This is a genomic window from Methyloversatilis discipulorum (assembly GCF_000385375.1).
Lineage (GTDB): Bacteria > Pseudomonadota > Gammaproteobacteria > Burkholderiales > Rhodocyclaceae > Methyloversatilis > Methyloversatilis discipulorum_A.
This window is the reverse complement of record NZ_ARVV01000001.1, coordinates 279108-305792: the sequence shown is the minus strand read 5'-3', so window position 1 is coordinate 305792 and position 26685 is coordinate 279108. Positions and strand designations below refer to the sequence as shown.

The window sequence follows — 26685 nt, the reverse complement described above, 5'->3', positions numbered from 1 at the left end:
TTCATTCCATGGAAGGGACGGCGGCTTCCGCCGTCCTGACAAGTTGATCGAGCACTTCGGCCGGCGAACCGATCTGCACCACCCGGCCCGATTCCAGGTGGCACAGCCGGTCGCACCGTTCCACAGTACTGAGCCTGTGAGCCACGATGACAATGGTCTTGCGTCCCTGCAACGCGTCGACCGCCTTCATCACTTCGGCTTCGGTCGCCACGTCGAGCGCACTGGTAGCTTCGTCCAGCACCAGGATGGGGGGATCGTGGTATAGCGCACGGGCGATGCCAATGCGCTGACGCTGGCCGCCTGACAGACGCACGCCGCGCTCGCCGACGAAGGTGTGGACACCTTCGGGCTGAGTCGCGACGAAGGCGTCGAGCTGGGCGAAGGCCAACGCGCGAGCCACCGCGGCATCGTCGATCTGCGCGTCCGGAACGCCGAAAGCCACGTTTCGACGCAGCGAGTCGTCTGTGAGGTAGATGGATTGGGGAACATACCCGATCTGGCTTCGCCAGCCGCGCAAGTCATCGCGGATGTCGCGGCCATCTGCCTCGATACGCCCCACATCCGGATTGAGCAGGCCAAGCAGCAGATCCACCAGCGTGCTCTTGCCGGAACCGCTGCTGCCGACGATGCCCAGTGTTTCGCCAGCATGGATGTCCAGCGACAGCCGGTCGAGCGCTGGGGTCAAGGCTCCCGGATAGCGATAGCTCAGCGCATCTATGCGAATGCCGCGATTGAACGGAGCGCGGGCGGCAGAGGCGATGCCTGCGTCCTCCACACCCTGCGGTCGGGTGAGTTCGGCATGCAGCATGTCGATTACCGGCAGGCCATACCGCAGGCCGTGTAGCGCGGTCAGTACCCGGTTCATCGAAGGCATCAGTCTGAAGGCAGCCGCCGCGAACAGACCAACGACCGGCACGACATCTGCCAGTGCGCGCTCGCGCCAGACCATACTGAGAACCAGCAGAGCCAGGCCGCCGACCGCCAACAGCTCCAACCATAGACGCGGCATCTGCTGCAGCCCGGACTGCCGTCCGCCCACCTTGGCGACCGCGTCATTGTGTTGATCGAATGCGGCGAGAAAGGCAGCCTCGCGCCCGAATACGCGTACATCCTTCACCCCGCCCAACCCCTGCTGGATCTGCTGCAGCTTGAGCCCTTCATGGTGCTGGCGCAGTCGCCCCCAGCGCGCCACGCGCGAGCGGGTGAAACGGTTGAACGCCCAGGCCGAACCGCCGACCACCCCGCCGACGACGAGCGCGCCCACCGGCTCAAACAGTAGCAACAGGGTGCCAATACCGACCAGCACGCACGCTTCGGCAACCAGCAGCATCCCCGGCAGCAGTGCATGACTGCCGAACAGCGTCGCTTCTGTAGTGACGTTGCGGATCAACTGCGCCGAGTTGTGCTGCACATGAAAAATGTAGGGTTCGGCCAGATAGCGGGCAAACAGCTTGTGTGCCACCCGCGCCTGTGCTGCGAACGCAAAGGCAGACTGGCGCCAAGCGAGAAAGGCGAGGAAGGCGTTCTTGACCAGATAGACCAGCGCGAGCGCCGATACCGCCCAGGCCACCAGCACCGCCTGCGGCGGTTCGCCGAGCAGCCGGAGCACGCTGGCCACATGAGGGCTGCGGGAGGCTGGATCATCCTGCATCAACACCGCCATCGCCGGCACCACCAGCCCGACGCCCAGTGTTTCGAAAGCCATGCCGACGAGCATGAGCAGGAACAGGCCTCCCGCCGACCGTCGCTGGTCGGGGTCGAGCACCGCGAACAGCTTTCGCGCCAACGCAAACCGGGACGCGGCGCTGCTCATTGCCGACTCTCTTCCGACGGAATCTCGCCCACCTGCGCGCTCATGCGGCGGGCCTCGACCTGTAGCTCCTCGATTTCGGATCGCAGCGTTTCGTACTCCTGCAGTTTCTGCTTGAGGTAGCGCAGCGACACCCGCGCCTTCTCCTCGAAGCCGGCAGGTGTCAGGAAATACATGTAGGCGAGCTTGTTGCGGCTGTTGCGGAAGTTGCGTGCCTTGACCAGGCCACGCTCGATCAGCGCGTTCAAGCAGAAATTGACCTTACCGACGCTCACACCCAGCGCCTGCGCGAGCTGTCGTTGCGACAGTTCGGGCTTCGCTTCCAGCAATTTCAGCAGGCGGTATCGGGTCTGTTCGTCGAGCATCGTGCGTTCATTGATTGAACGCGCGAATTACACACGTAGCCGCCTTCACTGTCAATTCTGCCGACATCCGGCTGCTATGCTCGCGCCTTCATGATGCGTGCCCTCTACACCCTGATCTGGCTGCTCGGTCTGCCCTTCGCGCTGCTGCGCACGCGGCTGCGCGGCCGACGCGAACCGGGCTACCTGGAGGACATCCGCGGGCGCCTGGGCTTGGGCCCTCGTCCGCCTTCGCGTCCGACCTTATGGCTGCATGCCGTATCAGTCGGAGAAACCCGTGCGGCGGCGCCACTGCTGACGGCCCTCCGTGCCCGTTATCCGGAACATCGGATCCTGATCACGCAGATGACAGCCACCGGCCGAGCCACGGCTCGCGCGCTGTACGGCGACTTCGCCGAGTTCGCGTGGCTACCATGGGATCTCCCCTGGGCACAGCGCGCCTTCCTGCGCCGCTGGCGACCCGCCCTGGGCATCGTGATGGAAACCGAGATCTGGCCGAATCTGGTGCACGAATGCCGCCGCGCCAGCGTGCCGGTTGCGCTGGCAAACGCTCGAATGTCGGCGCGCTCGGCCGCACGTTACGCACGGCTGGGCGGTTTCGTGCGGGCGGTGCTGCGCGATTTCTCCGCACTTGTCGCGCAAACCACCGAGGACGCGGCGCGGCTGTCCGCGCTTGGCGCACCGCGAGTTACTGTCGCCGGCAATCTGAAGTTCGACATCGAACCGCCGGCCAGCCAACTCGACCTCGGCAGAGGTTGGCGCGCGGGCCTGGGCCCGCGCCGGGTACTGCTGCTCGCAAGCACCCGCGAGGACGAGGAAGCACCGCTGCTGGACGCCCTGCTGCCGGAGCTTCCGTCCGACGTTCTGATCGCTCTGGTCCCACGCCACCCGCAGCGCTTCGACGAGGTCGCCGACGGCATCCTCTCTCGCGGCCTGACGCTATGTCGACGCAGTACCGGCGCGGCCCCGGACACGAGCACCCGCGTATGGCTGGGTGACGCGATGGGTGAAATGTTCGCCTGGTATGCGCTTGCCGACCTCGCACTCATCGGCGGGAGTTGGCAACCTCTGGGCGGACAGAACCTGATCGAAGCATGCGCCGTGGGTTGCCCGGTCGTTATCGGGCCGCACACGTTCAATTTTGCGACGGCGACTCTTGACGCCATAGACGCGGGTGCCGCGATCAGAGCGACCGACGAGGCGAATGCCGCAGCCATCGCTCGCGCATTGCTGGACGACCCCGAGGGGCGGCAGCGCATGGCGACCGCTGCACACACATTCGCCCGCGCGCACCGGGGCGCAACCATGCGCACGCTGCAGGCGCTGGAAGCGCTGCTTCCCTCAAGCGGGAGCGATTGACATAGATGGGCGATAATTCGCCCCTGACTTCCGGCCCCCAGAGAATCATGCCCAAGATCGCACTCATCACCGGCGTTACCGGCCAGGACGGCGCCTACCTCGCCGAATTCCTGCTGAAGAAGGGCTACGAGGTCCACGGCATCAAGCGCCGCTCGTCGCTGTTCAACACCGACCGGATAGATCACCTGTACGAAGATCCGCACGTCGACAACCGCAAGTTCATCCTGCACTACGGCGACCTGACCGATTCGACCTCGCTGGTGCGCATCATCCAGAAGGTGCAGCCGGACGAAATCTACAACCTGGCCGCCCAGTCGCACGTGGCAGTGAGTTTCGAAGAGCCGGAATACACGGCCAACGCCGACGGCATCGGCGCGCTGCGCATACTTGAAGCCATCCGCATCCTCGGTCTGGAAAAGAAGACCCGTTTCTACCAGGCCTCGACTTCCGAGCTGTACGGTCTGGTGCAGGAAATCCCGCAGAAGGAAACCACGCCCTTCTACCCGCGCAGCCCGTATGCGGTGGCCAAGCTTTACGCCTACTGGATCACCGTCAACTACCGCGAGGCTTACGGCATGTACGCCTGCAACGGCGTGCTGTTCAACCACGAGTCGCCGGTGCGCGGCGAAACCTTCGTCACGCGCAAGATCACGCGCGCCATCGCACGCATCGCCCTCGGCCTGCAGGACTGCCTGTATCTGGGCAATATGAGCGCGCTGCGCGACTGGGGCCACGCCCGCGACTACGTCGAAATGCAGTGGCTGATGCTGCAGCAGGACCACGCCGAAGACTTCGTGATCGCCACCGGCGTGCAGTACAGCGTGCGCCAGTTTGTCGAGTTTGCCGCTGCGGAGCTGGGCATCACGGTGCGTTTCGAGGGCGAGGGTGAGAAGGAAGTGGGCATCGTCGCTGCTATCACGGGCGACCGCGCCAAGGTGAAAGTGGGCGACGTGATCGTGAAGGTCGATCCGCGTTACTACCGTCCGACCGAAGTGGAGACCCTGCTCGGCGACCCGACCAAGGCGCGTGAGAAGCTGGGCTGGACGCCGAAGACCACGCTGCAGGAGCTGGTGAAGGAGATGGTCGAATCCGACTACACCAGCGCCAAGCGCGACGCGCTGGTGAAGATGGCCGGCTTCCAGGCCTACGACTATCACGAGTAAGCGGGCGAACCCTTCCATGGACAAGCACGCGCGCATCTACGTAGCCGGCCACCGCGGTCTGGTCGGCTCGGCCATCGTCCGCAATCTCGAGGCGAAAGGCTATACGCACATCCTCAAGCGGACACACGCCGAACTCGATCTGACCGACGCGGCCGCGACCGACGCCTTCTTCGCCGAACACAAGCCCGAGTATGTGTTTCTCGCCGCTGCCAAGGTCGGCGGCATCGTCGCCAACAACAGCTACCCGGCAGAGTTCATCCGCGACAACCTGGTGATCCAGGCCAATGTGATCCACAGCGCGTGGAAGCACGGTGTGACGCGGCTGATGTTCCTCGGGTCGAGCTGCATCTACCCGAAGATGGCGCCGCAGCCGATGCGCGAGGACTGCCTGCTGACAGGCCCGCTGGAGCCGACCAACCGCCCGTACGCGCTGGCCAAGATCGCCGGCATCGAAATGTGCTGGAGCTACAACCGCCAGTACGGCACGAAGTATCTGGCGGTGATGCCGACCAATCTGTACGGACCGGGCGACAACTATCACCCGGAGAACAGCCACGTCATCCCGGCGCTGCTGCGCAAGTTCCACGAGGCGAAGCAGCGCGGCGACCGGACGGTCACCATCTGGGGCACCGGCACGCCACGGCGCGAGTTCCTGTACAGCGACGACATGGCGGATGCCTGCGTCTTCCTGATGAACCTGCCGGAAGATCGCTACACGAGCCTGCTGGGCAGCGACGAGTCGGTGAGCGGCCGGTTCGAGCCGCCGCTGGTGAACGTGGGTGTGGGCGAGGACGTGACCATCAAGGAACTGGCCGGACTGGTCGGCAAGGTGGTCGGTTTCGACGGTGAATTGGTGTTCGATACGAGCAAGCCCGATGGTACGCCGCGCAAATTGATGGACGTGTCACGTCTGAACGGAATGGGCTGGCGAGCCGCGACCACCCTGCGTAGCGGTCTGGCTGACGCCTACCGGGATTTCACCCGCCAAGCTACCTGACCCTGACCGCCCCCGCCTCCACCTTCAGCCGCTGCCTGCCGTGGCCAGCCGGAATCTGCACGGTGCCGGCCAGGCGATACGGTCCGACCACGCTCGGCGCCACTTCGACCACCGCGCGGCGCCCGGCGGCCGAATGGCTTTCCAGCCACCAGCCCTTGTCGTCGCGCGTCGTGCGCATACCGAAGGGCCGCGCCAGCGGCTCGCCGACGAACACGCCTTCGCCGGGCCAGGCTACGCTCTTCCAGTAGGCTTCGATCAGCGTTTCGCCCTCGGCGTAGAAGGTCATCAGGATGCCCGGGTGCGGGAACTTGCCGAGGTGGTTGCACGGCTCGACCACGGTGCCGTAGCTGCCGGTGGCGCCGGCACGCAGCCACTCCAGTGCGCTCATCTGCGTCTGGTTGCCGGTCAGCTGGCCGCCGAAGGAGGTCAGATGGTCGGCCGGCGCGCCGGGCAGGAAGGTGAGCGTATCGAGCGCGGGCACCCTGACCGCACCGGTGAAATAGCCGATCACGTCGCGCCGCCCGCCCGCCTCGGCGGCGGTCGGCGTCTCGAAGTGCAGGCCGCGCACCTGCTGCACGATCTCGTCGAACATGCCGGCGCGCACGTTGCGCGCGGAATCCTCGGTGCGGACCAGGTAGACGCTGCCCTTCGGATAGCTGTAATCCGATGCGATGCCGCGGTCGATCAGCTGTCGTACCTGCTCGACCGTTTCGCCGGCCAGCAGCATGGCCGGTCTCGGCATCGGCATGTCCTCGCTCATGGCGCGGCCGCCATTGAACATCCGGCTGGTCTGTGTCGGTCCGCAGCTGGCTGAGCAGAAGCGTTCGTCGTAGCCGAAAGCGAAAGCGGAGGTGATGCTCATGCAACCGGCGCGCCATGGCTTGGTCCATGCCAGCGCGAACGCCTGGATGCCGGACGGCAGCTTCTGCTCGACTTCCGCCTGCAGCGCCTCGAACTCGGCGCGTGTCAGTGCAGCGCGGTCGTGCGGCAGGCGCACCTCGATCAGGTTCGCCTCCGGTATGCCGCGGCGGATGCGGTAATAGGTGCCGGCATCGACGCTGGCCGGGTCGGACACATTGACGATGACCGCCAGCTCGCCCGGGCCCAGTGCTCGCGCGACGTCGGCGAGCGGAAGCAGCAGGGCCAGCAGCAGGCAGCGAAGATAGACAGTGAGTTTCGGCATGTGGCGTCCGCAGCGCATTTCGATCAGGCCGACAGTCTATATAGGCAAGCGCCTGCGAGACACCTGTCCGCGCGCGGGCATGGCACCATCCGGGCGCAGATCCAGCCCTGCGCCCACGACACTATCCAACGGAGGTTCACTCGAATGCGTTATCAAGCCTATCGTGAGCAGTGCAATGCAGACAGCCTGACGATGATCGACGCTGAAGTCCCGCGTCCCGGTCCGGGCCAGGTGCTGGTCAAGATGCGCGCAGCGTCGCTGAACTATCGCGATCTGTTCATCCTGCAGGGCCTGTATCCCGGCGTCGATTCGAAGGATCTGATCCCGCTGTCCGACGGCGCTGGCGAGGTGGTCGAGATCGGCGCGGGCGTCGACCGCTTTGCCGCCGGCGACCACGTGATCGGCACCTTCTTCGAAACATGGATATCCGGTCGACTGCAGCCGGCTTACTTCGGCAAGACCCTGGGCGGCACCGCGCCCGGCGTACTCACCGAGTACCGCCTGTTCCCACAGGAATCGCTGGTCGCCAAACCGGCGCACCTGAGCTTCGAGGAGGCGGCGACGCTGCCCTGCGCCGCGCTGACCGCGTGGAACGCGCTGTTCGAAGGCCCGGCCCCGCTGCGTGCCGGCGAACGCGTGCTGGTGCTGGGCACCGGCGGCGTGTCGATGTTCGCGCTGCAGCTGGCAAAGGCGGCCGGAGCCGAGGTGATCGCCACCTCGTCGAGCGACGCCAAGCTGGAAAAGGCAAAGTCGCTGGGCGCGACCACGCTGATCAATTACCGTAGCCACCCGGAGTGGGATCAGGAAGTGCGCAATGCCACCGGTGGTGCAGGCGTCGACCACGTGGTCGAAGTCGGTGGCCCGGGCACGCTGCAGCGCTCGATTGCCTCGCTCGGCCAGAACGGCCAGGCGCACCTGATCGGCGTGCTGACCGGCGGCGAAATCAACCCGCTGCCGCTGCTGTTCACCACCTCGACCGTGCGCGGCGTGTTCGTCGGTTCGCGCGAAATGTTCGAATCCATGAACAAGGTGATTTCGCTGCACAAGATTCACCCGGTCATCGACCGCGTGTTTGGTTTCGAAGAAGCGCGCGCAGCACTCGCACACCAGCAGAGCCAGGCCCACGTCGGCAAGGTGGTGGTGAGGATAGGCTGAGGGGCTAGGGGCTAGGGGCGGAGTCCGGCGCGCACCGAGGGTTCCTGACCTCCAGTCCCCAGCCCCTGATCCCTAGCCCCTCTACCCCAGCCCCTCTCACAGCACCTTCGCCGAGAAGGTGTCGCAGGCCGCCATCTCGCCCTGTTCCAGTCCGCGGCGGAACCAGCGCATGCGCTGTTCGGCGCTGCCGTGGGTGAAGCTTTCCGGCACCACGTAACCCTGCGCCTGCTTCTGCAGCGTGTCGTCACCGATGGCGGTGGCGGCGCGCAGCGCCTCTTCGACGTCGCCCTGCTCCAGGATGCTGCGCGAGCGGTTGGCGTGGTGCGCCCAGATGCCGGCGAAGCAGTCGGCCTGCAGTTCCATCCGGACCTGCAGCAGGTTGGCCTCGCGCTCGCCTGCACGCTGTTTCGCGCGCTGCACCTTTTCGGCGATGCCCAGCTGGTGCTGCACGTGGTGCCCGACTTCGTGCGCGATCACGTAGGCCTGGGCGAAATCGCCGGGCGCGCCGAAGCGGCGCTGCAGGTCGTCGTAAAAACCCAGATCGAGATAGACGCGTTCGTCGGCCGGACAGTAGAAGGGCCCCATCGCCGCCTGTCCCACGCCACAGCCGGTCTGCGTGCCGCCGGTGTAGAGCACCAGCCGCGGCTCGCGGTACTCGCCGCCGCCGGCGCGGAACAGTGCGCCCCAGGTGTCCTCGGTGTCGGCCAGCACGCGCGAGGTGAAGCGCGCCAGGCCATCCTGTTCCGGCTGCCCGGTCGACTGCACCCCCGGCTGTACCGGTGCCTGCTGCTGCGCATCCGGCAGGCCACTGCCCATATTGAGCACCACCGACGGATCGACGCCGAAATACATCGCCACCAGCGCCAGCACGATGGTGCCTATGCCTATGCTGCGCCCGCCGCCCGGCAGGCCGCCGCGGGCGCCCCGCCTGTCCTCGATGTTCTCGCTTTCCCGTCCGTCGTCCAGTCGCATGCTCGCCCCCTCCTCGCAGACGCACATGATAGGCGGATCAGGTGGTGGCGGTATCCATCACCGGCAGCCACAGCGTGACCGTCGTGCCCTCGCCGGGGACGCTGACGATTTCGATCTCGCCGCCATGCAGGTCCATGATTTCCTTGACCAGCGACATGCCCAGACCGGTGCCCGGAATGTTGCCCGACGGGTCAGCGCGGTAGAAGCGCTCGAAGATGCGCGCCTGCTGTTCCGGCGTCATGCCGATACCCTGATCGCTGACGTGAATGCCCGCCATCAGGCGCGAGTTGCGCGTCACTTCGGTCACCGACAGCCTGACTTCGCCGCCGCCCGGGGAGTACTTGAAGGCGTTGGTGATGATGTTGCTCAGCGCGCGCACCATCTTCTCGTGGTCGACGCGGATGCGCGGCATCGACTGCGGCATGTCCAGCGATACGCGGTGCGTGTCGCCCGGCATCGCGAGGCCTTCCAGCGTCGCGTTGATGAGCATCTTGACCGGCAGGTCCTCGTAGCGGAAATCCTGCCCGGCGCGCGCCTCGATGCGCGCGAGGTCGAGCAGGTCGTTGATCAGGTTCACCAGCACGCGCGACTGCCGGTGGATGATGCCGTGCATGCGCCGGCGCGCCGTTTCGTCGTATTCGCGGTTCAGCAGCAGTTCGGCAAAGCCGAAGATGGACGACAGCGGCGTGCGCAGTTCGTGCGCCGCCGTGCTCAGGAACTCGCTCTTCATCCGGTCGACTTCGAACTGCTGCGTGATGTCGCGGAAGTAGAGCACCGTTTCCGAGCGCCCCTGCGGTGCCACGCGCGCACTGCGCTCGAGCACGCGGCGCTCCGGGCGCAGCAGCCACAGCCGCTGCGCCTCCTCGCTCGAACCGTCGAGCGCGAGCTCCGGCCATGGGTGTGCCGGGTCCGACAGCCCGGCCATGCGCCGATCGAAGGTCTGCGCGTCCAGCCCCAGCAGTTCGCTCTGCGCCATATGCGTCATGCGCACGAAGGCCGGGTTCACATTGGTCAGGATGCCGTCTGCATCGAAGGTGACGAAGCCGTCGGGCGACAGTGAAAAAACCGTGTGCAGGCGATTGGTACGGCGGATCAGCTTCTGTTCGAACTCGACCCGCTCGGTAATGTCGTCGAACACATCGACGTAGTGCGTCACCGCACCGTCGTTGTCGCGCACCGGCGAGGACGACAGCGCCACCCACAGGGTGCGTCCGTCGGCGCGCCGCACATCGACCGTGGTGCTGAAGGGCTTGGCGTGGGCGACGGCCCAACGCATCTCGTCGCCGACACGATCCGCCGCGTCGCCGTCGGCGGTGTAGGAGAACGGGCGTCCGATCACCTCCTGTGCACTGCGTCCGGTCAGCCGCTCGAACGCCGCGTTCACATAGACGACCGGCAGACCGGTGCGCTGGACATCGCGGATCAGCACCGCTTCGCTCGACGACGCCAGCGCCCTGTCGTGCAGCCGCATGCGCGTCTGCGCGGCCACCTGCTCGCTCACGTCGCGCAGCAGCAGCGTGTGCACGACGCGCCCCTCGTGCACGAAGCGGCTGGCCGATACGGTCACCGGAAACTGCCGCACGCCCGCACGCAACCCGGTGCTGTCCTCGTGTCGCGTCAGGCGCGTAAGCGACTGCGCATCATGCAGCCCGGCGGCAAACCAGTCCGCGTCGAACTGCGGCAGCAGGCGAGACAGCGGCAGGCCGATCACCTCATCCGCCCGGCGGTCGAACATGTCCGCCGCCGAGCGGTTCATGGTCAGCACCATGCCGCCCTCGTCGGTCGTGACGATGCCGTCGGCAGCGGTGTCGAGCACCGCCGACAGCCGCGTCTCGCTGAGCGCCAGTTCGCGCGCTGTCGCCCGTGCATTGCGGTGCGCCCGCGCCGTCTCGGCCAGCAGTCGCAGCAGATGGAAAAGTACCGCGCTCAGCGCGATGCCCATCAGCGGCACCAGCCACAGCACCAGGTGGTCGGAGCCGAAACCGGCCGGCGCACGCATGCGCACCGTCCATGCATGGCCAGCGACCTCGATCTCGCGCACGTCCTCCAGACCGGACAGCTTCTGGCCATCGACTGCATTGCTGTAGAGCAGCGTCGCCGCGTCCAGGCTGCGGCCATCGTGGATGGCGACGACCACGTGGTCTGCGTAGCCACGCAGCGCACTGCCGAACAGATCGTGCGCGCGATAGGGGCTGTAGGCGTAGCCGATCAGCGCGCGCCGGCGCGCCTCGACGGTATCGACTGCGACGCCGCGCGCATACACCGGGTAGTACAGCAGGAAGCCCGGCTGCACACCGTCCTTGCCCTCCTGCACCAGAACGACGCGCCCCGACAGCGCGACGTCACCGATGTCCCGCGCGCGGCTCATCGCCGCCGACCGTATCGGCTCCGAATTCATGTCGAAGCCGATCGCCCTGCGGTTGCGCTCGTTCAACGGCGCGAGGAAGAGGATGCTGTGATACTCGGCGCGCGGCGTGTCGGGCTTGATCGCGTAATCGGGCATCTGCCGGCGGATCGCCGCCTCATGTGACGCCTTGTCGGCCGCGGGTACACGCACCGTCAGGCCGACGCCGAGGATGCCCGGGTAGTTGCGCTCCAGATTGAGCTCATTGACGTAATCGTGCCATTCGTCGCGCGTGACCTCGCGGCTCGCGCGGACCAGGCCGGCCGCGCCGCGCAGAATCTCCTCGTGCGCGACCATGCGCCGGCGCAGCTGGGCGACCACCTTGTCGACCTCGCTGTCGAAGCGCTGCGCGGTGGCGGCGTTCAGACGGTCCCACAGCAGCGTACTCACCGCGGCGGTCACCAGCAGGCCGAGCGACAGCGCCAGCCAGGCCAGCCAGTCGGGAATGTTCAGCCGGTGGCGCAGGCTGGCGTCGGTCGTTGCCATCGTCGCGCTCCGGGCCTGCGGCCCGTCACCCTTCATCGCGCCGACGAGCCTCCGAGCAGCGCAGCGATCCGGTCGAGCAGTTCCATCGGGCTGAATGGCTTGGTCAGATAGGTGTCGGCCCCCGCCTCACGGCCGGCCTCGATGTCCCGCTGCTGGCCGCGCGCGGTCAGCAGGATGACCGGCACCTGCGCCGTCGCCGGCTGCGCACGCAGACGCCGGCACATTTCCAGCCCGTCCATCGAGCCCGGCATCATCACGTCGAGCAGCACCAGATCAGGCGTGTGCTGCTGGATCTTGCTCCAGCCGATGTCGGCGTTTTCGGCCTCGCTCAGTTCGAAATCGCCGAACTCCAGGGTCATGCGGATGAGCTGGCGGATTTCCGGCTGATCCTCGATCACCGCGATGCGGGCCCCCATGTCAGTACGCTCCCCGTATGCGGACTGAGGTGGCACTGCGGACAGGGGACACGTTCATTGCAAGCTCGCCGGAGAGGAATCCGGACAGCTTAACGACGTGAACACGAAATTGCTTGAGTCGCGTGCGGGGCCGGCCCGCACAACGCACTCAACCCGCCGCGAACACCAGGATGACCTGATCGACGGCAAGGCTCTCGCCCGCTCCGGCCGACACCTTCTCGACCACGCCGTCGCGCTCGGCACGCAGGATGTTCTCCATCTTCATCGCCTCGATCACCGCCAGCCGCTCGCCGGCCTTGACCGCCTGTCCCGGCTTCACGCTGACCTCGCGCAGCAGACCAGGCATCGGTGACAGCAGGAAGCGCGACATGTCGGGCGCGGCCTTTACCGGCATGCGCGCCAGCAGTTCCGCCGCACGCTGGCTCATCACCTCGGCATCGACGCGCACGCCGCGATGCTGCAGCCGGTAGCGCAGGCCGATGCGCTCGACCTGCACGGCGAAGGTCTTGCCGTCGAGTTCGCCGCGATAGACCGGATCCGACACCTTCCAGTCGGCAACCAGGCGATGCGGCTTGCCATCGATGCTGACCACGTGATCGTCGCCGTCGACATCCAGCTGCACGAAGTGGGCAACGCCGCGCAGGCGCACCACCGCTTCCGGCTTGATGCGGAATTCGTGGCCCGGCATCTGGCCGACGATGCGCGAGGCGCGCTCGTTGTAGCGCTGGTGCACGCTGGCCGCCACCGCCAGCAGCAGCGGCGCGTCCTCGAACTCGGCAGCCGCGGGATCGAAGCCCTGCGGATACTCCTCGGCGATGAAGGCGGTGGTGAAGCGGCCGGCGGCGAAGCGCTCGTGGCCCAGCACCGACGACACGAAAGCGATGTTGTGATTCGGACCGCGGATGACGAAGTCGTCCAGCGCATCGCGCAGACGGGCGATCGCCTCGTCGCGGGTACGGCCGTGGCAGATCAGCTTGGCAATCATCGAGTCGTAGTGCATCGACACTTCGCCGCCTTCATAGACGCCGGTGTCGACGCGCACCGCGTGTGTGGCCGACTGAGTCTGCACCGGCGGCCGGTACTTCACGAGGCGGCCGACCGAGGGCAGGAAACCGCGTGCCGGATCTTCGGCGCAGATGCGCGCTTCCATCGCCCAGCCGTCCAGCTTCACGTCGGCCTGATCGAAGGTGAGCGGCTCGCCAGCGGCGACGCGGATCATCTGTTCGACCAGGTCGAGGCCGGTGATCAGTTCGGTCACCGGATGCTCGACCTGCAGCCGCGTATTCATTTCGAGGAAGTAGAAGGACTTGTCGCGGCCGACCACGAACTCGACCGTGCCGGCCGACTGGTACTGCACCGCCTTCGCCAGCTTCACCGCCTGCTCGCCCATCGCGCGCCGGGTGTCGGCGTCGATGAAGGGCGACGGCGCCTCCTCGATCACCTTTTGGTGGCGGCGCTGGATCGAGCACTCGCGCTCGTTCAGATACACCACCTTGCCGAAGGCGTCGCCCAGCACCTGGATTTCGATGTGGCGCGGCTCCTCGACGAATTTTTCGATGAACACGCGATCGTCGTTGAAGGCGTTCTTCGCTTCGTTTACGCAGGAGGCGAAGCCTTCGTGCGCCTCGGCGTCATTGAACGCCACGCGCAGGCCCTTGCCGCCGCCGCCGGCGCTGGCCTTGATCATGACCGGGTAGCCGATGCCACGCGCGATCTCGACCGCACGCTCCGGGCTTTCGATCGGATCGTTCCAGCCGGGAATGGTGTTCACACCCGCTTCCTTGGCCAGCTTCTTCGACGCGATCTTGTCGCCCATGGCGGCGATGGCGTGCGTCTTCGGGCCGATGAACACGATGCCTTCGCGCTCCAGCGCATCGCAGAACGATTCGTTCTCCGACAGGAAGCCGTAGCCCGGGTGCACCGCCTGGGCGCCGGTCGCCTTGCAGGCAGCGATGATCTTGTCAGCCACCAGATAGGACTCACGCGCCGGCGCCGGGCCGATGCAGACGGCTTCGTCCGCCAGTTCGACGTGCAGCGCGTTGGCGTCCGCTTCGGAGTACACCGCGACGGTGGCGATGCCCATGCGGCGGGCGGTGCGGATGACGCGGCAGGCGATCTCGCCGCGGTTTGCGATCAGGATCTTTTCAAACATGGCGGGTCTCCGCGGCGACTTGTGCGACCAACATTTTCATAATCATGTTCAACCTTCCTTCCGCACCATCACAGCGGAATGTTGCCGTGCTTGCGCCACGGGTTCTCGATCTGCTTGTCGCGCAGCATGGCCAGCGATCGGCAGATGCGCTTGCGCGTTTCGCTCGGCATGATCACGTCGTCGATGAAGCCGCGCTTGCCAGCGATGAAGGGGTTGGCGAACTTCTCGCGGTACTCGGCTTCACGCGCGGTGATCTTGGCCGGATCGTTCTTCTCTTCGCGGAAGATGATTTCCACCGCACCCTTCGGCCCCATCACCGCGATTTCCGCACTCGGCCACGCGAAGTTCACGTCGCCGCGCAGATGCTTGGAACTCATCACGTCGTAGGCGCCGCCGTAGGCCTTGCGCGTGATCACAGTCACCTTGGGCACCGTGCACTCGGCGTAGGCATAGAGCAGCTTGGCGCCGTGCTTGATGATGCCGCCGTATTCCTGCGCCGTGCCCGGCATGAAGCCCGGCACGTCGACCAGCGTGATGACCGGAATGTTGAAGGCGTCGCAGAAGCGCACGAAGCGCGCCGCCTTGATCGAGCTCTTGATGTCCAGACAGCCGGCCAGCACCAGCGGCTGGTTGGCGACGATGCCGACCGTGCTGCCTTCCATGCGCGCGAAGCCGACGACGATGTTCTTCGCGTAGTCAGGCTGGATCTCGAAGAAATCGCCGTCATCGACGATCTTGAGAATCAGCTCCTTCATGTCGTAGGGCTGGTTCGCATTGGCCGGCACCAGCGTGTCGAGGCTGGGGTCGAGGCGGTCGGTCGGGTCGGTGCTCGGGCGCACCGGCGGCTTCTCGCGGTTGGACAGCGGCAGGTAGTTGAACAGCCGGCGCGTGTACATCAGCGCATCGACGTCGTTCTCGAACGCGAGGTCGGCGACGCCGGACTTCGTCGTGTGCGTCGTGGCACCGCCGAGGTCCTCGGCGGTCACTTCCTCGTGCGTCACCGTCTTCACCACTTCCGGGCCGGTCACGAACATATAGCTCGAATCGCGCACCATGAAGATGAAGTCGGTCATCGATGGCGAGTACACCGCGCCGCCGGCGCATGGGCCCATCACCAGAGAAATCTGCGGAATGACGCCGGAGGCCATCACATTGCGCTGGAACACTTCGGCATAGCCGCCGAGCGAGGCGACACCCTCCTGGATGCGGGCGCCGCCCGAATCGTTGAGGCCGATCACCGGCGCCCCCACCTTCATCGCCTGGTCCATCACCTTGCAGATCTTTTCCGCGTGCGACTCGGACAGCGAGCCGCCGAACACGGTGAAATCCTGCGAGAACACGAACACCAGCCGGCCGTTGATGGTGCCGTAGCCGGTCACCACGCCGTCGCCCGGTACCGAATCGTCGGCCATGCCGAAGTCGGTGCAGCGGTGTTCCTTGAACATGTCCCACTCTTCGAAACTACCCTCGTCGAGCAGCACTTCGAGGCGTTCACGCGCGGTCAGCTTGCCACGCGCGTGCTGCGCGTCGATGCGGCGCTGGCCGCCGCCGAGCCGGGCCTTCTCGCGCTTCTCGTCGAGCTTGCGGATGATGTCTTGCATCGTCAGTCCTCCGTGAATTCAGTCCATCGCCTGCAGCAGGCGCAGCGCGGCCGCCGATGCAGGCAGGGTGCCGGCGGCGACCGCCGCGCGGATGTCCGGCAGCGCGGCACGCACCGCCGGGTGGTGTTCGAAACGATGGCGCAGACCCTGGTCGACCAGCGCCCACATCCAGTCCAGCGCCTGCCGGCTGCGCCGCGCCTCCCAGGCGCCGCTGGCCTGCATGGCATCGCGGTAGCGCAGGATGGCCGACCAGAACTCGTCCAGCCCGGCGTGCTTCGCCGCCGACACCTTGAGCACCGGCACCGTCCAGTCGGGCGAGGCCGCGCGCAGCAGATGCAATGCGCCCTTCATCTGCTGCATCGCGCGTTCGGCCGCGGTTTCGTCGAGGTCGGCCTTGTTGAACACGACCACATCGGCCAGTTCGACGATGCCTTTCTTGATCGCCTGCAGGTCGTCGCCAGCGTTCGGCAGCTGCAGCAGCACGAACACGTCGGTCATGCCGGCCACCGCAGTTTCCGACTGGCCGACACCGACGGTTTCGACGATGACCACGTCGAAGCCGGCCGCCTCGCACACCAGCATGGCTTCGCGCGTGCGCGCCGCGACACCGCCCAGACTGCCGGCCGACGGTGACGGACGGATGAAGGCGTCCAGGCTCTGCGTCAGGTGCTCCATGCGCGTCTTGTCGCCGAGGATGGAACCGCCGGTGACCGTCGACGACGGATCGATCGCCAGCACCGCCACCTTGTGGCCGCGCGCGATCAGCGCCAGACCGAGCGCCTCGATGAAGGTGGATTTGCCGACGCCGGGCACGCCGGAAACGCCGACGCGTATCGAGCGGCCGGTGCGCGGCAGCAGCGCGCGCAGCACCTCGCCGGCGCGCAGCTGGTGATCGTCGCGCGTCGATTCGATCAGCGTGATGGTCTTGGCGAGCGCACGGCGCTGACCACCCAGAACGCCATCGATCAGGGACTGATCGGAGGCGTCGATCACGCGACCTTCGCCCGGATCGCGTCCAGCGTGTCCTTGGCGGCCTTCGGAATCGGCGTGCCGGGGCCGAACACGCAGGACACGCCGTGGCCGTACAGTTCGTCGTAGTCCTGCGCCGGGATGACGCCGCCGACCACCACCACGATGTCGTCCGCGCCCTGGGCGCGCAGCGCCGCGATCAGCTGCGGCACCAACGTCTTGTGGCCGGCCGCCAGCGTCGATACGCCGACCGCATGCACGTCGTTCTCGATGGCCTGGCGCGCCGCCTCTTCCGGCGTCTGGAACAGCGGCGCGATATCCACGTCGAACCCGAGGTCGGCGAACGCGGTGGCGATCACCTTGGCACCGCGGTCGTGGCCATCCTGGCCAAGCTTGGCGATCAGGATGCGCGGGCGACGACCTTGCTCTTCGGCAAACTGGCTGACCTCCTCCTTCATCGCGCCCCATCCTTCGTCATCGGCTACCACGGACTGATATACGCCGCTCACCGCCTGCGTACTCGCGCGGTGACGGCCCCATACCTTTTCCAGCGCATCCGACACCTCGCCAACCGTGGCGCGTGCGCGCATCGCGGCGACCGTCAGTTCGAGCAGATTGCCCTGACCGGATTCGGCGGCGGTGGTCAGTGCCGCCAGCGCGGCATTCACCGCCGCGGCGTCGCGGCTGGCGCGGATGCGCGCGAGCTGCGCCACCTGCGACTCACGCACCGCGACATTGTCGATCACCAGCACGTCGAGCGCGTCTTCCTTGTCCAGCCTGTACTTGTTCACACCGACGATGACGTCGCGGCCGGAGTCGATGCGCGCCTGCTTCTCGGTCGCGCACTTCTCGACCTGCAGCTTGGCCCAGCCGGATTCGACCGCCTTGGTCATGCCGCCCATCTGCTCGACTTCCTCGATGATGGCCCAGGCGTGGTCGGCCATGTCCTGGGTCAGCTTTTCCATCATGTAGCTGCCGGCCCACGGGTCGATCACGTTGGTGATGTGCGTCTCTTCCTGCAGGATGAGCTGTGTGTTGCGCGCGATGCGGGCCGAGAACTCGGTCGGCAGCGCGATCGCCTCGTCGAAGCTGTTGGTGTGCAGCGACTGCGTGCCACCGAACACCGCGGCCATCGCCTCGACCGTGGTGCGCACGACGTTGTTGTACGGGTCCTGTTCGGTCAGCGACCAGCCCGAGGTCTGGCAGTGGGTGCGCAGCATCTTCGACTTGGCGCTTTTGGCGCCGAAGCCATCCATGATGCGGCTCCACAGCAGTCGTGCCGCGCGGAGCTTGGCCACTTCCAGATAGAAGTTCATGCCGATGGCGAAGAAGAAGCTCAGTCGCCCGGCGAATTCGTCGACGTCCATGCCACGCGCCATCGCGGTGCGCACGTATTCCATGCCGTCGGCCAGCGTCAGCGCCAGCTCCAGGCCCTGGGTCGCGCCCGCTTCCTGCATGTGGTAGCCGGAAATCGAGATCGAGTTGAAGCGCGGCATGTTGCGCGCGGTGTATTCGATGATGTCGGCGACGATGCGCATCGACGGCTGGGGCGGATAGATGTAGGTGTTCCGCACCATGAACTCTTTGAGGATGTCGTTCTGGATGGTGCCCGACAGCTGGGCCTGCGGCACACCCTGTTCCTCGCCGGCGACGATGAAGCCGGCCAGCACCGGCAGCACGGCGCCATTCATCGTCATCGACACGCTGATCTTGTCGAGCGGAATGCCGTCGAACAGCCGCTTCATGTCTTCGACGCTGTCGATCGCGACGCCGGCCTTGCCAACGTCGCCGACCACACGCGGGTTGTCCGAGTCGTAGCCGCGGTGGGTGGCGAGGTCGAAAGCGACCGACACGCCCTGGGCGCCGGCGGCCAGCGCCTTGCGGTAGAAGTTGTTCGATTCTTCGGCGGTCGAGAAGCCGGCGTACTGGCGGATGGTCCACGGACGGGCCGCGTACATCGTGGCCTGCGGGCCACGCACGAAAGGCGCGAAGCCGGGCAGCGTGTCGGCGTTGGGCAGGCCTTCGACGTCGGCGCGGGTGTACAGCGCCTTCACCGTCAGACCTTCTGGCGTCTTCCAGTCCAGATTGGCCGGGTCGCCGCCGGGAGCGGATTTGGCGGCAGCCTTCAGCCACGCTGCGTAATCAGGGTGGGCGCTGCCCGTCGTGTCGGCCATGGTTCTGTCCTTGCGGATTGCGGGTCGGCGCTGCCGGCACGGCATCGGTCGGATACCGGCTTGACTCAGCGCGCAACGGAGAATACTTTATCCATAATTATGAATGCAAGCGGATGTTGCGTTGCAGAAAACGCAGCCGGTGACGATCTCTGGCGTCCGGCTGCAACCGGCTTTTTCGCCCTACCTCCGCGCCAGACTCGAAACACACATGAACAGTGAAACCCTGAACCCCGCCGCCGAAGCAATCGCTCCGCGCGCTCTATATATAGAGGTCGCGGACCGTCTGCGCCGGCTGATCCAGAGCCACGCGATGGCGCCCGGCGAGTGGATAGACGAACAGGCGCTCGCCACCCAGTACGGCATTTCGCGCACGCCGCTGCGCGAAGCGCTGAAGGTGCTCGCCACCGAGGGCATGGTGGTGCTGAAGCCGCGCCGCGGCTGCTACGTCGCGCAGATCAGCGGCGGCGACCTGGAAGAGATCTATCCCATCATGGCGCTGCTGGAAGGCGAATGCGCCGCCGGCGCCGCCCGCCGCGCGTCCGACGCCGACCTGGCCGAGCTGGCTGCGCTGCACCAGGCGCTCGAAGACAGCGCGGCGGCGCGCGACATCGACCGCTTTTTCGACGCCAACCAGCGCTTCCACCTGCTCATCCACCACATCGCCGGCAACCGCCGCATGGCGCAGATGATCGACGAACTGCGCGCGGTGCTGAAGCTGCAGCGGCACGACTCGCTCTACCTCGAAGGGCGCCTCGTCGCGTCGCTGGAAGAGCACCGCGTGCTGCTCGCCGCGCTGCAGGCACACGATTCCGAGGCCGCCCGCCGCGCGATGCAGGAACACATCGAAAGCAGCCGCAGGGCGCTGAGCAGCTGACATCAGCAGAAGGTTCGACTCCGACCGGGGCGTATAGAAAAGCCCAGCTGTCGCAAGGGCGCGTCGCAGCCAGCGGACCGTCCCTACAGTCGCAGCAGCGCCGGCCGTAAAGGCGATTGCTTCCTCGTCAGCGCCGGCGCAGGATGCGTCCGCCTTGACCTTCTCCGGGAGTCGCCGTGAAATCCGCTGTCGCCACCGCTCTGCTCGCCCTGTTCATGCCTGCCGCGCATGCCCTCGAACTGCTGGTTCCCGCCTACTTCTATCCGGCCGACGATGGCGCCAGCTACTGGCAATCCCTGACCGACTCTGCGCCCGGGGTGGGCATCACCGCCATCCTGAATCCGGACAGCGGGCCGGGCAGCACGCTCGACACGAACTACACCGCCGTGGTGGGCAGCCTGCAGGCTGCCGGTGGTCGCGTGATCGGCTACGTGCATACCAGCTACGGCATGCGCAGCGCCGCCACGGTGCGCGCGGAGATCGACCGCTACTACACGCTGTATGGCGTCGACGGCATCTTCATCGACGAAATGTCGAACGACACGGCCCACCTCGGCTACTACCAGTCGCTGCACGACTACATCCGCGGGCTCGATGGCAGCGGCTTCATCGTCGGCAATCCGGGCACGCAGACCGCTCCGGACTACCTCGCAACCGCCGACGTGCTGGTCACCTTCGAAAGCCCGGCCGCCGAATACGCTGGCTACGAAGCGGACGCCTGGACACAGTCGCAGGACGCCAACCGCTTCGCCCACCTGGTCTACGAAGTGCCGGACGCCGCCGCGATGCAGGCGGTGATCGCCCGCGCGCGCGCAATGAACGTCGGCCACGTCTATGTCACCGACGACGACATCAGCAACCCGTGGGACACGCTGCCGTCCTACTGGGCGGCCCAGACCGCCGCCGTGGCCGCGGTGCCGGAGCCTTCCGCCTGGGCGACGCTGGCAGCCGGCCTCGGCCTGATCGCAGCCCGGCTGCGCCGTCGCCGCTGAGGCGCTGGACACGCGGCGCCGGCCGCGAACACAATGCCGGCATGAACACCCGTGGCCGTCCACCATGCCGCTGACCCCGACCAAGCGCTGGGTCGTGCTGCGCCACACCGGCCACGGGCACCCGTCTCCGCACCGCCTCATGCGACGCGTTTCGCGCCACTTCTCACTGCGGAGACACCATGAACTTCAGCTTCCGACCCAAGCTTCTCGACACGCTGCCCGGCTATGACCGCGGCCGGTTTTCCGGCGACCTGTCGGCCGGCCTGACCGTCGGCGTACTGGCGCTGCCGCTGGCCATGGCCTTCGCCATCGCCAGCGGCATGTCGCCGACCGCCGGCATCTGGACCGCCATCGTCGCCGGCTTCCTGATTTCCGCGCTCGGCGGATCACGGGTGCAGATCGGCGGCCCGACCGGCGCCTTCATTCCCATCATCTACGCCATCGTCGCCGACTACGGCGTGCAGAACCTGCTGATCGCAACGATGATGTCCGGCGTCATGCTGCTGGCCATGGGCGCCTTCCGGCTCGGCAGCATGATCCGCTTCATCCCGCTGTCGGTGGTGATCGGCTTCACCAACGGCATTGCCGTCGTCATCTTCATTTCGCAGATCAAGGATTTCCTCGGGCTGAAGATCGACGCGCTGCCGGGCGAGTTCTTCGGCAAGATGCGCGCGCTGTTCGACGCGCTGCCGACGCTGGACCTGCCGACGCTGTCGCTGTCGCTCGCCTCACTGGCCGTGCTGCTGGGCTGGAACCGCGTGGCGAAGGACATCGCCTGGATGCGCCGGCTGCCCGGACCGCTGGCGGTACTGCTGATCGCCACCGCAGCCAACGCGCTGCTGCAGCTTCCGGTCGACACCATAGGCAGCCGCTTCGGCGGCATTCCGCGCGAACTGCCGGACGTCGGCCTGCCGGCACTGTCGCTCGGCCTGCTCGGTAAACTGATCGCACCGGCGCTGGCGATCGCGCTGCTCGGCGCCATCGAGTCGCTGCTGTCGGCGCGCGTGGCGGACAGCCAGATCGACGACCGGCACGACCCGAACCAGGAACTGATGGCGCAGGGCATCGCCAATGTCGCCGCACCGCTGTTCGGCGGCTTCGCGGCCACCGGCGCCATCGCCCGCACCGCCACCAATGTGCGTACCGGCGGCCGCACCCCGGTGGCCGGCATGCTGCACGCCGGCGTGCTGCTCGCCATCGTGCTGGCAGCCGCACCGCTGGCCGCGCACATCCCGCTGGCGACGCTGTCGGCCATCGTCGTCGTCGTGTCGATCAACATGGGTGAGTGGCACGCCTTCGCACCGTCGGAGCTGCGCCGCTATTCGGCGCCCTACCGCACCATCCTGCTCGCCACCTTCTTCGTCACCGTGGTGTTCGACCTGACCCTGGCGGTGGAACTGGGCATGGTGCTGGCCAGCCTGTTCTTCATCTACCGCATGTCCGACCTGACGCGCATCGATCGCCTGCCGCTGGAAGAGCACTACGGCATCGAAGCACTCGCGCGCGCCGACGGCACGCCGCGCATCCTGGCCTACCGGCTGACCGGTTCGCTGTTCTTCGGCGCCGCCAACAAGCTGGAGAACCTGCTGCTGATGCAGGACGGCCATCCGGACGCAGTCATCCTCGACCTGGAAAAGGTGATCAGCATCGACACCACCGGCCTCGACATCCTGCAGACGCTGCAGCGCAACCTCGCGCGGCGCGGCGCCACGCTCATCCTGTGCGACCTGAACGACCAGCCTGCCTCGCTGATCCGCCGCTCCGGCTTTGCCGCGCGTCTGGGGGAGGACAACATCGCCGGCAATCTGACGGACGCCCTGCTGCGCGCGCAGGCAGTGCGCCCGACAACGCCAGCCGTCAGCTACACCTGAGCCCCCCAGACCTGCCGCTTCGCGTCAGGCCCCCCGAGGGGGGTCGAGAAAGCTCGGGAACGGCCCAGCGTTTTCTTGAGAGTTCCGGCTGGCCGATACGTCGTTCACCGTATTGGCCGCGCCGGCCGCATTCGCAGAATGGGAAGTCTTGAACTTCTTTTCCACCCATTCCGCAGCGGAGGCCACTCATGCACCACGGGGACATTTCGAGCAGCAAGGACACGGTCGGCGTCGCCGTCGTCAACTACAAGATGCCGCGCCTGCACACGAAGGCCGAGGTGCTGGACAACGCGCGCAAGATCGCCGACATGATCGTCGGCATGAAGTCCGGCCTGCCCGGGCTCGATCTGGTCATCTTCCCGGAGTACAGCACGCACGGGATCATGTACGACTCGAAGGAGATGTACGACACGGCCTCCGCCATCCCTGGTGAGGAGACCGACATCTTCGCGGCCGCCTGCAGGAAGGCCAAGGTGTGGGGCGTATTCTCGCTGACCGGCGAACGGCACGAGGAGCACCCGAACAAGGCGCCGTACAACACGCTCATCCTGATGAACGACCAGGGCGAAATCGTCCAGAAGTACCGCAAGATCATGCCCTGGGTGCCGATCGAAGGCTGGTATCCGGGCGACTGCACTTACGTGTCGGACGGCCCCAAGGGCCTGAAGGTGAGTCTCATCATCTGCGACGACGGCAACTACCCGGAAATCTGGCGCGACTGCGCAATGAAGGGCGCCGAACTGATCGTGCGCTGTCAGGGCTATATGTACCCGGCCAAGGAGCAGCAGGTGACGATGGCGAAAGCGATGGCCTTCGCCAACAACTGCTATGTCGCGGTCGCCAACGCGGCAGGCTTCGACGGCGTCTACACCTACTTCGGCCACTCGGCCATCGTCGGCTTCGACGGCCGTACGCTGGGCGAATGCGGCGAGGAGGAAATGGGCATGCAGTACGCGGCGCTGTCCAAGAGCCTGATCCGCGATTTCCGCAAGAATGGCCAGTCGGAAAACCACCTGTTCAAGCTGCTGCACCGTGGCTACACCGGCCTCATCAATTCGCGCGAAGGCGACAAGGGCGTGGCCACCTGCCCCTACGACTTCTACTCGAAGTGGATCAACGACCCGGAAGGCACGCGCAAGGCGGTCGAAGCCTTCACGCGCGACACCGTCGGCACCGAGGAATGCCCGATCGAAGGTCTGCCCAATCCCTCTACCGTCGGTCACAAGTGAAGGTGCAGGAAACGGCCGAACTGGCCGATCCGCTGCACGACTGGCGCATCCGGGGCGAACCCTGGTACGCGCCGGTCGGCGGCGAGATCGCTGCCTTCGAGGCCGCGCACGCGCGCGGCCTGCCGCTGATGCTGAAGGGCCCGACTGGCTGCGGCAAGACGCGCTTCGTCGAGCACATGGCCTGGCGGCTGGGCCTGCCGCTGATCACCGTCGCCTGTCACGAGGACCTGTCGGCCGGTGACCTGATCGGGCGCTTCCTGCTCGACGCCGGCGGCACCCGCTGGCAGGACGGACCACTCACCCGCGCGGTGCGCCACGGCGCCGTCTGCTATCTGGACGAGCTGGTGGAAGCGCGCGCCGACACGACGGTACTGATCCACCCGCTGACCGACGCGCGCCGCCAGCTGCCGCTGGCCGCCACCGGCGAACTGCTGCACGCGCACCCGGATTTCCGCCTGATCGTGTCCTACAACCCGGGCTATCACGGCGTGCACAAGACGCTGAAAGCATCGACCCGGCAGCGCTTCACCGCGCTCGAATTCGGCTATCCGGACGCGGCACGCGAGGCGGCCATCGTGATGCACGAGTCCGGCGTCGACGAGGCCATCGCGAAGCAACTGGTGACGCTGGCCGAGCGCACGCGCCGGCTGGCCGGCGACGAACTGGACGAAGGCGCCTCCACCCGCATGCTCATCCACGCCGGCCTGCTGATCGCCGAGGGCCTGGCACCCCGCGCCGCCTGCCTGCAGGCCATCGCGGTGCCGCTGTCCGACGACCCGGAAGTCGGTCAGGCGCTGGCCGCCATGGTCGATGCCTGCGTCGCCTGAATCAGCGCTGCCCGGCGGACGTCCGCTGGGCATCTATCTGGATGCGCTGTGGTCGGTGCAGCCGCGGCTGGCGACGCTCGCCACGCCGGACGACCGGCCGCGCGCGGTCCTGTCGCGCGCCGGCACGCGGCCGGTGCTGCATCTGCCAGCAGACGGCGCGCTGCTCACCCGCGCCCGCGCCGCCCACGCGGCTGCCCACCTCGCATACGGCGGCACGCCGCAACCGCGCGCAAAACTGAAGCCGATACAGCGCGTGCTGCTGGAAACGCTGGAGGACGCCCGCGTTGAATGGCTGGCGATGCGGGACCTGCCGGGCCTGCGCACGCTGTGGGCGCCCTTCCATGTCGCCGGCCCGGACGACGGCAACGGCTTCGACGCGCTGCTGGTGCGGCTGGCGCATGCGCTGTTCGACCCGGCGCATGCCGACGGCCACGCCTGGATCGCCAAGGTGCGGCGGCTGTTCTTCGCGGCCGACGGCATGCTCGCGCTCGATACGCCGCAGCGGCTGCGCGCGGCGGCATCGCTGCTCGGCAACGACATCGGGCAGATGCGCCTGAATTTCAATGCCGCCGGCTGGCGGGTCGAACCGGCCTATCGCGACGACAACCACCACCTGTGGATCGCCGACGACAGCCTGCCGCCGTCCGCAACGCCGCTCGAACGCGAGGACGCCGACAGCCACGGCGGCGGTGACGACGACAAGGATGTGACGGCGGAACGCCCACCGCCGCAGGCGACCGGCGGCGCAGACGAGGGCGAAGGCGGCACCACCGCGCTGTGGTCGGAAGCGCCGCTGCGCATGCTGAAGTATCCGGAGTGGGATCGCCTGATCGCGCGCCTGCGGCCGGACTGGTGCACGGTGATCGAAAGCCGCCCGCTCGAAGTCGACGCCACGGCGCTGCGCGCACGACTGCGTGCGCAGATCCGCCGGCTGCCCACTGCGCACCGTCGCTCAGCGGGGCGTCCGGGCAGCGGCCGCGAACGCGACGGCGAAGTGCTGCACACCGACGCGCTGATCGAGGCGGGCGTCGCGCTGCGCACACGTACGCGGCCGCCGTCCCGGCTGTATCGCGCAGCGCATGCGACGGACAGCGGCCGCGACGTGCTGCTGCTGATCGATGCATCCGCCTCCACCGCGCACCCCTGCGCCGACGGCCGACCGCTACTCGAACACCTGCGTGACGCCGCCTTGCTGGCCGCGCACGCACTCGAACGCGAAGCTCACATTGTCCGCGTGTGGGCTTTCGCGTCGGATACGCGACATCGCGTGCGCGTGCAGCACCTGAAGGACGAGCACGACGGCGCGCTGGATGCGCGCGTCTGCGCCCGCGCTGCCGGGCTGCGCAGTCACGGCTCGACACGCATCGGCGCCGCGCTGCGTCACGCCGCCGCGCATGCGCGGGGCGAGCGCCCGTTGATCGTGCTGCTGACCGACGGCGAGCCGCACGACATCGACGTGCACGACCCGCGCTATCTGCTGGAGGATGTGAAGCACGCGGCAGGCGAGGCGCGCCGCGCCGGCGTCACGACACAGTGCGTACACGTCGGCCCGGCCGCGCCGTCGGCGCTGCGCCATGCCTTCGCCGCCGGCCGCTGTGTTGCCGTCGATCCGCGGCACATCGTCGATTCGCTGCTGTCCGGCCTGCGGCGCAGCTGACCCGCCACCGCGTCCGCTGGCACAATCGCGCC

The 26685-nt window shown here is 67.0% G+C and carries 20 protein-coding genes; 10 read left to right on the top strand and 10 right to left on the bottom strand.

Annotation, left to right across the window (positions count from 1 at the left end; all coding sequences use genetic code 11):
- Position 1: 1 nt before the first annotated feature.
- Positions 2–1813: an ABC transporter ATP-binding protein gene (locus METRZ18153_RS0101430; protein WP_029143475.1), complete on the bottom strand. Its 1812-nt coding sequence runs from the start codon at positions 1811–1813 to the stop codon at positions 2–4.
- Positions 1810–2175 carry a MarR family EPS-associated transcriptional regulator gene (locus tag METRZ18153_RS0101425; protein WP_020163055.1) on the bottom strand — a complete coding sequence of 122 codons (366 nt, stop codon included), beginning with the start codon at positions 2173–2175 and terminating at the stop codon, positions 1810–1812. Before METRZ18153_RS0101425 ends, METRZ18153_RS0101430 begins: the two co-directional genes overlap by 4 nt.
- A 90-nt stretch (positions 2176–2265) precedes the next feature.
- Between METRZ18153_RS0101425 and waaA the strand changes: the two genes are divergently transcribed.
- The 3 genes from waaA to METRZ18153_RS0101410 are packed head-to-tail and all read left to right on the top strand — an operon-like array spanning position 2266 to position 5691.
- Entirely contained in the window at positions 2266–3531 is a 1266-nt protein-coding gene (gene waaA / locus METRZ18153_RS0101420; protein WP_020163054.1) for a lipid IV(A) 3-deoxy-D-manno-octulosonic acid transferase, read from the top strand.
- Between the two features lie 47 nt (positions 3532–3578).
- Positions 3579–4694 carry a GDP-mannose 4,6-dehydratase gene (gene gmd / locus METRZ18153_RS0101415; protein WP_020163053.1) on the top strand — a complete coding sequence of 372 codons (1116 nt, stop codon included), beginning with the start codon at positions 3579–3581 and terminating at the stop codon, positions 4692–4694.
- A 16-nt stretch (positions 4695–4710) separates the two neighbouring features.
- Positions 4711–5691 carry a GDP-L-fucose synthase family protein gene (locus tag METRZ18153_RS0101410; protein WP_020163052.1) on the top strand — a complete coding sequence of 327 codons (981 nt, stop codon included), beginning with the start codon at positions 4711–4713 and terminating at the stop codon, positions 5689–5691.
- On the opposite strand, the gene METRZ18153_RS0101405 is transcribed toward METRZ18153_RS0101410, so the two are convergent.
- Positions 5684–6874 carry a TIGR03790 family protein gene (locus METRZ18153_RS0101405; RefSeq protein WP_043363984.1) on the bottom strand — a complete coding sequence of 397 codons (1191 nt, stop codon included), beginning with the start codon at positions 6872–6874 and terminating at the stop codon, positions 5684–5686. The genes METRZ18153_RS0101410 and METRZ18153_RS0101405 overlap by 8 nt on opposite strands.
- Before the next feature lie 144 nt (positions 6875–7018).
- Between METRZ18153_RS0101405 and METRZ18153_RS0101400 the strand changes: the two genes are divergently transcribed.
- Entirely contained in the window at positions 7019–8029 is a 1011-nt protein-coding gene (locus METRZ18153_RS0101400; protein ID WP_020163050.1) for a zinc-dependent alcohol dehydrogenase family protein, read from the top strand.
- Between the two features lie 96 nt (positions 8030–8125).
- Here the strand turns inward: METRZ18153_RS0101400 and ypfJ are convergent, their stop codons facing one another.
- The 7 genes from ypfJ to scpA all read right to left on the bottom strand — a co-directional run bounded on the left by ypfJ (position 8126) and on the right by scpA (position 19203).
- Complete coding sequence (ypfJ, locus tag METRZ18153_RS0101395) at positions 8126–9001, bottom strand: KPN_02809 family neutral zinc metallopeptidase (RefSeq protein ID WP_020163049.1); 876 nt, start codon at positions 8999–9001, stop codon at positions 8126–8128.
- Between the two features lie 37 nt (positions 9002–9038).
- A complete protein-coding gene (locus METRZ18153_RS0101390) occupies positions 9039–11891 on the bottom strand; it encodes a CHASE domain-containing protein (protein WP_020163048.1) in 2853 nt (950 codons plus the stop codon).
- A 32-nt stretch (positions 11892–11923) separates the two neighbouring features.
- The gene (locus METRZ18153_RS0101385; protein WP_020163047.1) at positions 11924–12307 is read right to left on the bottom strand and encodes a response regulator transcription factor; all 384 of its coding nucleotides are present in this window, start codon (positions 12305–12307) and stop codon (positions 11924–11926) included.
- A 148-nt stretch (positions 12308–12455) separates the two neighbouring features.
- Positions 12456–14459, bottom strand: a complete 2004-nt coding sequence (locus METRZ18153_RS0101380) for an acetyl-CoA carboxylase biotin carboxylase subunit (protein WP_020163046.1) — start codon at positions 14457–14459, stop codon at positions 12456–12458.
- 68 nt (positions 14460–14527) lie between these two features.
- Positions 14528–16060 carry an acyl-CoA carboxylase subunit beta gene (locus METRZ18153_RS0101375; protein WP_020163045.1) on the bottom strand — a complete coding sequence of 511 codons (1533 nt, stop codon included), beginning with the start codon at positions 16058–16060 and terminating at the stop codon, positions 14528–14530.
- An 18-nt stretch (positions 16061–16078) separates the two neighbouring features.
- Positions 16079–17053, bottom strand: coding sequence for a methylmalonyl Co-A mutase-associated GTPase MeaB (gene meaB / locus METRZ18153_RS0101370; RefSeq protein ID WP_020163044.1), 975 nt, complete (start codon positions 17051–17053; stop codon positions 16079–16081).
- A complete protein-coding gene (scpA, locus tag METRZ18153_RS0101365) occupies positions 17050–19203 on the bottom strand; it encodes a methylmalonyl-CoA mutase (RefSeq protein ID WP_020163043.1) in 2154 nt (717 codons plus the stop codon). The genes meaB and scpA overlap by 4 nt, the downstream gene beginning before the upstream one ends.
- 208 nt (positions 19204–19411) lie before the next feature.
- Between scpA and METRZ18153_RS0101360 the strand changes: the two genes are divergently transcribed.
- From METRZ18153_RS0101360 to METRZ18153_RS0101335, 6 genes are all read left to right on the top strand, one after another.
- The gene (locus METRZ18153_RS0101360) at positions 19412–20077 is read left to right on the top strand and encodes a GntR family transcriptional regulator (protein WP_020163042.1); all 666 of its coding nucleotides are present in this window, start codon (positions 19412–19414) and stop codon (positions 20075–20077) included.
- Between the two features lie 176 nt (positions 20078–20253).
- Complete coding sequence (locus METRZ18153_RS0101355; protein ID WP_020163041.1) at positions 20254–21069, top strand: spherulation-specific family 4 protein; 816 nt, start codon at positions 20254–20256, stop codon at positions 21067–21069.
- 179 nt (positions 21070–21248) lie between these two features.
- Positions 21249–22940 carry a SulP family inorganic anion transporter gene (locus METRZ18153_RS0101350; RefSeq protein WP_020163040.1) on the top strand — a complete coding sequence of 564 codons (1692 nt, stop codon included), beginning with the start codon at positions 21249–21251 and terminating at the stop codon, positions 22938–22940.
- A 188-nt stretch (positions 22941–23128) separates the two neighbouring features.
- Entirely contained in the window at positions 23129–24169 is a 1041-nt protein-coding gene (locus METRZ18153_RS0101345; protein ID WP_020163039.1) for an aliphatic amidase, read from the top strand.
- A complete protein-coding gene (locus tag METRZ18153_RS0101340; RefSeq protein ID WP_020163038.1) occupies positions 24166–24996 on the top strand; it encodes a CbbQ/NirQ/NorQ/GpvN family protein in 831 nt (276 codons plus the stop codon). The genes METRZ18153_RS0101345 and METRZ18153_RS0101340 overlap by 4 nt, the downstream gene beginning before the upstream one ends.
- Positions 24980–26653: a nitric oxide reductase activation protein NorD gene (locus METRZ18153_RS0101335; protein WP_020163037.1), complete on the top strand. Its 1674-nt coding sequence runs from the start codon at positions 24980–24982 to the stop codon at positions 26651–26653. Before METRZ18153_RS0101340 ends, METRZ18153_RS0101335 begins: the two co-directional genes overlap by 17 nt.
- Positions 26654–26685 lie beyond the last annotated feature (32 nt).